Origin of the sequence: Streptomyces sp. NPDC059456 (genome assembly GCF_042750055.1) — a bacterium.
Lineage (GTDB): Bacteria > Actinomycetota > Actinomycetes > Streptomycetales > Streptomycetaceae > Streptomyces.
Genome location: NZ_JBHYVA010000396.1, coordinates 1 through 7,824, shown reverse-complemented (window position 1 = coordinate 7,824; position 7,824 = coordinate 1). Strand labels below are relative to the sequence as shown.

Below are 7,824 nucleotides of genomic sequence, written 5' to 3'. Positions count from 1 at the left end.
TCGTTCGGGGGGCTTCGCCGCGGGCCGGTCAGGCCACGGCGTCGAAGCCGGTGTCGCGGGCCATGCGCTTCAGTTCGAGGAGGGCGTGCTTCTCGATCTGGCGGATCCGCTCGCGGGTCAGGCCGTGCTGCTTGCCGACCTCCGTCAGGGTCCGCTCGCGGCCGTCGTCGATGCCGTACCGCATCTTGATGATCGACGCCGTGCGCTGGTCGAGCTTGCCCAGCAGGTCCTCCAGCTCCTCGCTGCGCAGCAGGGAGAGGACGGACTGCTCCGGGGAGATCGCGGAGGTGTCTTCGAGGAGGTCGCCGAACTGGGTCTCGCCCTCGTCGTCCACGGACATGTTCAGGCTGACCGGGTCGCGCGCCCAGTCCAGTACGTCGCCCACGCGCTTCTCCGTCGAGTCCAGCTCGGCGGCGATCTCCGCGTGATCGGGGTCCCGGCCGTTCTCCCGGTTGAACTCGCGCTGGATGCGGCGGATCCGGCCGAGTTCCTCGACGAGGTGGACGGGCAGGCGGATGGTGCGGGACTGGTCGGCGATGGAACGGGTGATGGCCTGGCGGATCCACCACGTGGCGTACGTGGAGAACTTGAAGCCCTTGGCGTAGTCGAACTTCTCGACGGCGCGCACCAGGCCGGCGTTGCCCTCCTGGATCAGGTCGAGCAGGGGCAGGCCGCTGCGCGGGTAGCGGCGGGCGACGGCCACGACGAGGCGCAGGTTGGAGCGGATGAAGATCTCCTTGGCGCGCTCCCCCTCCGCGGCCAGGGCCTCCAGCTCCTCGCGCGCCGGCGTCTCGCCCTCGCGCTCCGTCTCACCGTCGAGGATCTGCCGGGCGTACACGCCTGCCTCGATGATCTGTGAGAGCTCCACTTCCTTGGCCGCGTCGAGCAGCGGGGTACGCGCGATCTCGTCCAGGTACATGCCCACCAGGTCGCGGTCTGCGATCTCTCCGCTCACAGCGCGGGCGCTGCCCCTGGACTGACGACGGGCGACGGCGCGGGTTGCCATGCGTGCTCCCTTGCAATGAGTTAGGTCGCGGTGCGGCTGCTGGAACGCGGCTCCGCGTCCCTGGACACTCTCCCGAGTGCCCGCTTCCGAAGGAAACAACGACTGGAATCGGGACAGAATTCCCACGCCGTCCCTCTATTTTCGAGATCTTGCAGTATCCTGCCCCGTCTCCGCCGGCCGGCGCCGCGGCTCTGCCCTGGAAGACGGCTCCCGCCGGCTTCCGGTTGCCTGGACAACCGACCCATTACCCGCCGAACTGGACCGAACGCTTCGAAAGGCCCATCCAGAAGCCTTCGACCGGGTCGGAGCGGCGGGCCAGGTCCCCGTGGGCGTCCGCCGCGCCGAGGGTGACGAACAGCGGGGCGAAGTGCTCCGTACGGGGGTGGGCCAGCCGTCCCGCCGGGGACTTCGCCTCGAAGTCCAGCAGGGCGTCGACGTCGGACGCGGCCAGCGCCTCGCGGCCCCACGCGTCGAACTCGGCCGACCAGGACGGCACGCCGGGCCCGGTGTGGCGCAGCGCGGCCAGGTTGTGGGTGAAGAAGCCGCTGCCGACGATCAGGACGCCCTCGTCGCGCAGCGGCGCGAGCGTGCGGCCGATGTCCATCAGGCGGCGCGGGTCCAGCGTCGGCAGGGAGATCTGGAGGACCGGCACGTCGGCCTCCGGGAACATCTCCACGAGCGGGACGTACGCACCGTGGTCGAGGCCGCGGTCGGGGACGTCCTGGACGGGGGTGCCGGGGGCCCGCAGGAGCGCCCGTACCGAGGCGGCGAGCGCGGGGGCGCCCGGGGCGTCGTAGCGGACCCGGTAGTAGTGCTCGGGGAAGCCCCGGAAATCGTGGACCAGGGGGACGGGGTCGGTGGCGCCGAGTGCGAGCGGGGCCTCCTCCCAGTGGGCGGAGACCATCAGGACCGCCCGGGGGCGGGGCAGGGCGGCGGCCCAGGCGGCCAGCTCGCCGGGCCAGAGCGGGTCGTCGGCGAGCGGCGGGGCGCCGTGGCTCAGGTAGAGCGCCGGCATCCGGGCCGGGACCGACCCGGGGGCGGGCGTGGGCCGCGGCGTGGGCTGCGGCGTGGGCCGCGGCGTGGTGTCGGGGGCCGTAGTGGTGGTCATGGGGCGCTCCTCGTCCGTCTGCACGGGGCCGGCCGCGAGCCGGAGACGACGAAACCCCGCGTCGTTCAAATTTGAACGACGCGGGGCTCTCAGTCATTCCCGGGGTACCCCGAGGCGCGTCAGTGGGCGATCACCGGGATCTTCACTTCGGCGTCCGCACCCGATCCGTCACCGGAGGCGACCGGGCCGCCGGCGCCCGGACGGCCCGTGGTGATCAGCGTCAGGGCGATGGCCGCGCTGGTGGCGAGGATGCCGACCGCCCACCAGATGGCGGTGGAGTAGCCCTCCACCATCGCCTGGGCCTGGACGAGCTTCGCCGCCGGGCCGCCCGCCGCGACCGCGGCCGCGTGGTCGGTCAGGTACGCGGTCGTCGCCGAGGCGGCGATCGTGTTCAGCAGGGCGGTGCCGATCGCGCCGCCCACCTGCTGGGAGGTGTTGACCATGGCGGAGGCGACACCGGCGTCGGCCGGGTTCACCCCGTGCGTGGCCAGCGACATGGCCGGCATGAACGCCGTGCCCATGCCCAGGCCGAGCAGCAGCTGCGCCGGCAGGATCAGCGCCGGGTACGAGGACCCGACCTCGAGCTGCGTCAGCAGCAGCATGCCGGTGGCGGCGAGCAGGAAGCCCGGGCCCATCAGCAGCCGGGGCGGGACCCGGGTCATCAGGCGGGCGCCGATCTGGGTCGAGCCCGTGATCATGCCCGCGATCATCGGCAGGAAGGCGAAGCCGGTCTTGACGGGCGAGAAGCCCTTCACGACCTGGAGGTAGTAGGTGAGGAAGAGGAACAGGCCGAACATCGCGATGACGGCCAGGCCCAGGGAGAGGTAGACACCGCCGCGGTTGCGCTCCAGCAGGACGCGCAGCGGCAGCAGCGGCGACTTCACGCGGGACTCGACGAACACGAAGGCCGCGAGGAGCACCGCCGAGCCGACGAACATGGCGACGGTGACCGCGTCGGACCAGCCGGCCGACTCGGCGCGGGTGAAGCCGTAGACCAGCGCGACCAGGCCGAGCGTGGACAGGACCACGCCGGGGATGTCCAGCGGGGCGCGGTTGCGGCCGCCGGCGGGCTCACGGATGACCAGCCAGGCACCCGCGGCCGCGACGATCGCGAACGGGATGTTGACGAAGAAGGTCCAGCGCCAGTTCAGGTACTCGGTGAGGAAGCCGCCGAGGATCAGTCCCACGGCGCCACCGCCACCGGCGATCGCACCGTAGATGCCGAAGGCCTTGGCCCGCTCCTTGGCGTCGGTGAACATGACGGCCAGCAGGGACAGGGCGGCCGGCGCGAGCAGGGCGCCGAAGGCACCCTGGAGGGCTCGGGCACCCAGCATCATCGCCTCGCCGTTGGCGGCGCCGCCGAGCGCGGAGGCCAGGGCGAAGCCGGCCAGGCCGACGATGAAGGCGTTCTTGCGGCCCCACTTGTCGGCGATGCGGCCGCCGAAGAGGAGGAGCCCGCCGAAGGCCAGGGCGTACGCGGTGATGACCCACTGGCGGTTGCCGTCGGAGATCCCGAGGTCGGTCTGCGCCGACGGCAGGGCGATGTTCACGATGGTCGCGTCGAGCACGACCATCAGCTGCGCCAGGGCTATGAAGACGAGCGCCTTCCAGCGACTGGGGTCGGCGGCAGCCGGCGCGAGGGTCGCGGCTGTTTTTGGCATGGGGGTACCCACTTCACTGTGCGGAATGACTGAAAAATAACGTTTAGAGAGGCTTTACGACGCTAGCGGTCGCAACCCGGGGCGTCACATGGTTTTCCGCCTCAGGTCCTCCAGCGTGGCCGCCGAGCCGGGCAGTTCGGAGCGGGCCGGCGCCCGCAACCCGTCCAGGAACAGCTGGAGATGGCGGTGGACGAACCCGTCCACGTCCAGGCAGGCGATGCCCGGCAGCGGCCGGCTGAGCTGGGAGAGGGCGACCATCAGGTCGCCGACGCCGACGTCCGTGCGGATCAGCCCGGCCTCCTGGCCGGCCGTCACCAGGGTCTCGACGGCTTCCGCCAAGGCCTCGCGGGCCGCGAGGAGTTCGGGGTGCTCCCGGTCGAAGTCCCCGGAGAGCATGGGACACAGGGCGCCGATCCGCTCGTCCGCCGCGGCGTGCGTGAACCGGCACAGTGCGGCGAAGGCGTCGGGCTCCTCGGCGAGCGAGTCCTCGGCCTGGGCCGTGACCCGGTCCATGACGAAGAGCACGACGTGGTGGACCAGCGCGGCCCGGTCGGGGAAGTGCCGGTAGAGGGTCGCGTTGCCGACGCCCGCCCGGCGGGCCACCTCGTCGAAGGGTGCGGCCGATCCCTGCTCCACGAACAGCTCGCGCGCCGCCACCAGGATCCGCTCGCGGTTGCGGACGGCGTCCGCGCGCGGCCGCGGGAGCCGTGCGGGCTCCGCGGCCGACAGGTCCACGGCCGCCTCCGGGGCGGACGGGTCCGCCACGGGGGTGGTGGGGCGCTTCATGCGAGGCCTCCTGGGCCTTGGGATTCGTATCCGCCCCCAAACGGGGAGCCGGTCCCCGCTTTGCGGGACTCTCCTACAAACGGGGATCCAGTCCCCGGTTATTTCACTCCCCCGTGTGACCTGGGTCACAGCACGGTTCCCGTTCGGACGCTCCCGACGCGCGGGCGCGCCGCAGCCGACGGAGGGTGATCGCACAGAGCGCAGTCCGGGCCCGGCCGGCTGCCGCGGACCCGAAGGCGATCTCCATGCCGCAGACCCGCCACCGGATACGCACACCACGCCGCGTCGGCGCGTACATCGGCCTCACCGTGCTGGCCCTCGGCATCACGGCCACCGCGAGCACCGGGATATCCGACCGCAGCCACTCCACGGCCGGCCCCGTGGCCACGACCGCCGAGTCCGCGCTGGCGCCCTGCCGGATCACCGGCACGATGGGCGTGCAGATGTCCGAGGGCCTGCCGACCCCACCCGGGTACTCCCGCTCGACCGGCGAGGTCCACGCCCTGAACCTGATGATCGACTTCCCGGACGCCAAGGGCGAGGGCACCGCACTGGACCGCCTCGCGGAGTTCTTCCCCCAGACCTCCGACTGGTTCCGCACCAGCTCCTACGGCCGGCTCAGCTACCGGGCCGAGGCGCCGATAAGGACCTGGCTGCGGATGCCGATGCCGTTCGCCGCGTACGGGATCGAGCGCGGGTCCGCGTACGAGCCGGGCTACCGGCAGCTCGTCGAACACATCGTGAAGGCCGCCGACTCCGAGGTGGACTTCAGCCGCTACGACCTGGTCAACATCCTCGTCACGCCGAACGCCGGCCCGTCCGCCCTGGACACCGTGCTCTCGGTGACCTTCTCCGGGAACGCCGAGGCCCCGTTGGCCGACGGCGTGCCGCTCGCCAACACGTCCTTCGTCTACAGCCGCCAGGACGACGGCTCGGGCACCTACCGGGAGACCGGCTACCGGGTGCTCCCCCACGAGAACGGGCACGTCTTCGGACTGCCCGACCTGTACACCGCCGACGGCGGGGGCACGGTCGGGCACTGGGACATCATGAGCGAGGACTGGGGTGCCAACAACGACCTGCTGGGCTGGCACAAGTGGAAGCTGGGCTGGCTGGACAGCTCGCAGATCAGCTGCGCCGCGAAATCCGGCGTCAGCGACCACACCCTCACCCCGCTGGCGGTGGAGGGCGGCACGAAGCTGGCCTTCGTACCGCTGTCGGAGACCTCCGGGTACGCGGTGGAGGTCCGCACCCGGGCCGGGAACGACGAGGCCGTCTGCAAGCCGGGCGTCCTGATCTACAAGGTGGACTCCCAGGTGGACACCGGGCGCGGGCCCGTCACCGTCTCCGACAGCGCGGTCGGCAGCGGAGGCTGCACGCGGCGCCCCAACGTGCACGGGGAACTGTCGGACGCGCCGTTCCGGCCGGGCGAGACCTTCACCGACGACAAGGCCGGCATCAGCATCTCGGTGGTGGGCGAGCTGCGCGACGGCAGCTTCCAGGTCCGCGTCACCCGCCCCTGACCGCCCCTCGCCCGCCGTGGCCCCTACCCGCCCCTCCGCGCCCTTCCCCGACCGTCCATGAGCACCCCAGGAGACCCCGTATGACCGGCACTCCCGAAGAACGCCTCGCCGCGGCCGGGCTCACCCTCCCCGAGGCCCTCGCCCCGCTGGGCACGTACGTCCCCGCCCTGGTCAACGGGCACTACGTCTACACCTCGGGCCAGCTCCCGATGGTCGACGGCGCGCTCCCGCTCACCGGCAAGGTCGGCGCCGAGGTCACCCCGGAGCAGGCGGCCGGGCTGGCCCGGCAGTGCGCGCTGAACGCGCTCGCCGCCATCGCCTCCGTCGCCGGCGACCTGTCCGCCGTCCGCCGCGTGGTCAAGGTGGTCGGCTTCGTGGCCAGCGATCCGCGGTTCACCGGGCAGCCGGGCGTGGTCAACGGGGCCAGCGAGGTGTTCGGCACCGCCTTCGGCGACGCGGGCATCCACGTGCGCAGCGCGGTGGGCGTGGCGGTGCTGCCGCTGGACGCACCCGTCGAGGTGGAGGTCGTCGTGGAACTGCACACCCCGATGGGCGTCTGACCGCGACGTCACGTACCGCCGTCGCCGCGGTACTCCTCCCAGGCCCACAGCAACTGGCGGCGGGCCAGGACCCCGACGGCGTGGCGCCGGTACCGGGCGGTGCCGCGCACGTCGTCGATCGGGTTGCAGTCCGCGCCCGCGAGGTCCCCGAACTGCTTCGCGATCGACGGGGTGACGGCCGCGCGGGACTCCCAGAAGCCGCCCTCGTCGAGGGCCGCCGCCAGGAACTCCTCGGCCGTCTTCGCCCGGACCGGGGTGGGCGCGGCCGAGCCGATGCCCGTACGGACGCTGCGGGTCGCCGGGTGCAGGGCCAGCCCGAAGGCGCAGACGGCGATGACCATGGCGTTGCGGGTGCCGACCTTCGAGAACTGCTGGGGCCCGTCCGCCTTCGCCACGTGCACGGCCTTGATCAGCTCGTCGGCGGCGAGGGCGTTGCGCTTGACCCCGGTGTAGAACGCGTCGATCGGGATCATCCGGGAGCCCCGCACCGACTCCACCTCGACCTGCGCGCCGGCGGCGAGCAGCGCCGGGTGGGCGTCACCGGCCGGGGACGCGGTGCCGAGGTTGCCGCCGACGCTCCCGCGGTTGCGGATCTGCGGGGAGGCGACGGTGTGCGAGGCGAGGGCCAGCCCCGGCAGCTCGGCGCGCAGGTGCTCCATGATCTGCGTGTACGGGACGGACGCGCCGAGCCGTACGACGTCCTCGCCGATCTCCCACTCCTGCAGCAGGCCGATGCGGTTGAGGTCCATGAGGTACTCGGGACGCCGGTGGTCGAAGTTGATCTCGACCATCACGTCGGTGCCGCCGGCGATGGGCACGGCGGTGGGGTACGCGGCCTTGGCGGCGAGCGCCTCCTCCCAACGGGCGGGACGAAGGAAGTCCATGCCTGTCCCATGAACCGCTCCGCCCGCCCTCAAACCGGATCCGGCCGAATTCCCCCCGGCGGTTACGGGGGCGCATCCGTGCAACACGATCCGCTAGTCTGTCGGTGGCCAGTCCGCCTTCGTAGCTCAGGGGATAGAGCACCGCTCTCCTAAAGCGGGTGTCGCAGGTTCGAATCCTGCCGGGGGCACGGCACGTGAGGGGCGGTTCGGGGGTGGGGTACTTCGGAACCGGCCTATTCCGTGCCCCGGGGGGCGTGTGCGGGTGTGCGGGGGCCGACCGCACCCCCGCCGCCGGG

At 72.2% G+C, this 7,824-nt stretch carries 7 protein-coding genes and 1 tRNA gene; 3 read left to right on the top strand and 5 right to left on the bottom strand.

Annotated elements, in window-relative coordinates:
- Nucleotides 1-28: 28 nt before the first annotated feature.
- The 4 genes from ACFXA3_RS28040 to ACFXA3_RS28025 form a co-directional block, all read right to left on the bottom strand.
- The gene (locus tag ACFXA3_RS28040) at nt 29-1,006 is read right to left on the bottom strand and encodes a sigma-70 family RNA polymerase sigma factor (protein ID WP_376203058.1); all 978 of its coding nucleotides are present in this window, start codon (nt 1,004-1,006) and stop codon (nt 29-31) included.
- Nucleotides 1,007-1,250: 244 nt separating this feature from the next.
- Nucleotides 1,251-2,021, bottom strand: coding sequence for a dioxygenase (locus ACFXA3_RS28035; RefSeq protein WP_385191231.1), 771 nt, complete (start codon nt 2,019-2,021; stop codon nt 1,251-1,253).
- A gap of 212 nt (nt 2,022-2,233) precedes the next feature.
- Nucleotides 2,234-3,775, bottom strand: coding sequence for an MFS transporter (locus tag ACFXA3_RS28030; RefSeq protein ID WP_385191229.1), 1,542 nt, complete (start codon nt 3,773-3,775; stop codon nt 2,234-2,236).
- Nucleotides 3,776-3,859: 84 nt separating this feature from the next.
- Entirely contained in the window at nt 3,860-4,561 is a 702-nt protein-coding gene (locus ACFXA3_RS28025) for a TetR/AcrR family transcriptional regulator (protein ID WP_385191228.1), read from the bottom strand.
- A gap of 245 nt (nt 4,562-4,806) precedes the next feature.
- On the opposite strand from ACFXA3_RS28025, the gene ACFXA3_RS28020 reads away from it, so the two are divergent.
- On the top strand, nt 4,807-6,084 hold the full coding sequence (locus tag ACFXA3_RS28020; protein WP_385191226.1) for a M6 family metalloprotease domain-containing protein: 1,278 nt from the start codon (nt 4,807-4,809) through the stop codon (nt 6,082-6,084).
- 80 nt (nt 6,085-6,164) lie between these two features.
- On the top strand, nt 6,165-6,644 hold the full coding sequence (locus ACFXA3_RS28015; RefSeq protein ID WP_385191224.1) for a RidA family protein: 480 nt from the start codon (nt 6,165-6,167) through the stop codon (nt 6,642-6,644).
- 8 nt (nt 6,645-6,652) lie between these two features.
- Here ACFXA3_RS28015 and ACFXA3_RS28010 read toward each other — a convergent pair whose 3' ends face one another.
- Entirely contained in the window at nt 6,653-7,528 is an 876-nt protein-coding gene (locus ACFXA3_RS28010) for an FAD binding domain-containing protein (protein WP_385191222.1), read from the bottom strand.
- A 115-nt stretch (nt 7,529-7,643) separates the two neighbouring features.
- Between ACFXA3_RS28010 and ACFXA3_RS28005 the strand changes: the two genes are divergently transcribed.
- A tRNA-Arg gene (locus ACFXA3_RS28005) sits at nt 7,644-7,716 on the top strand.
- Nucleotides 7,717-7,824: the final 108 nt, after the last annotated feature.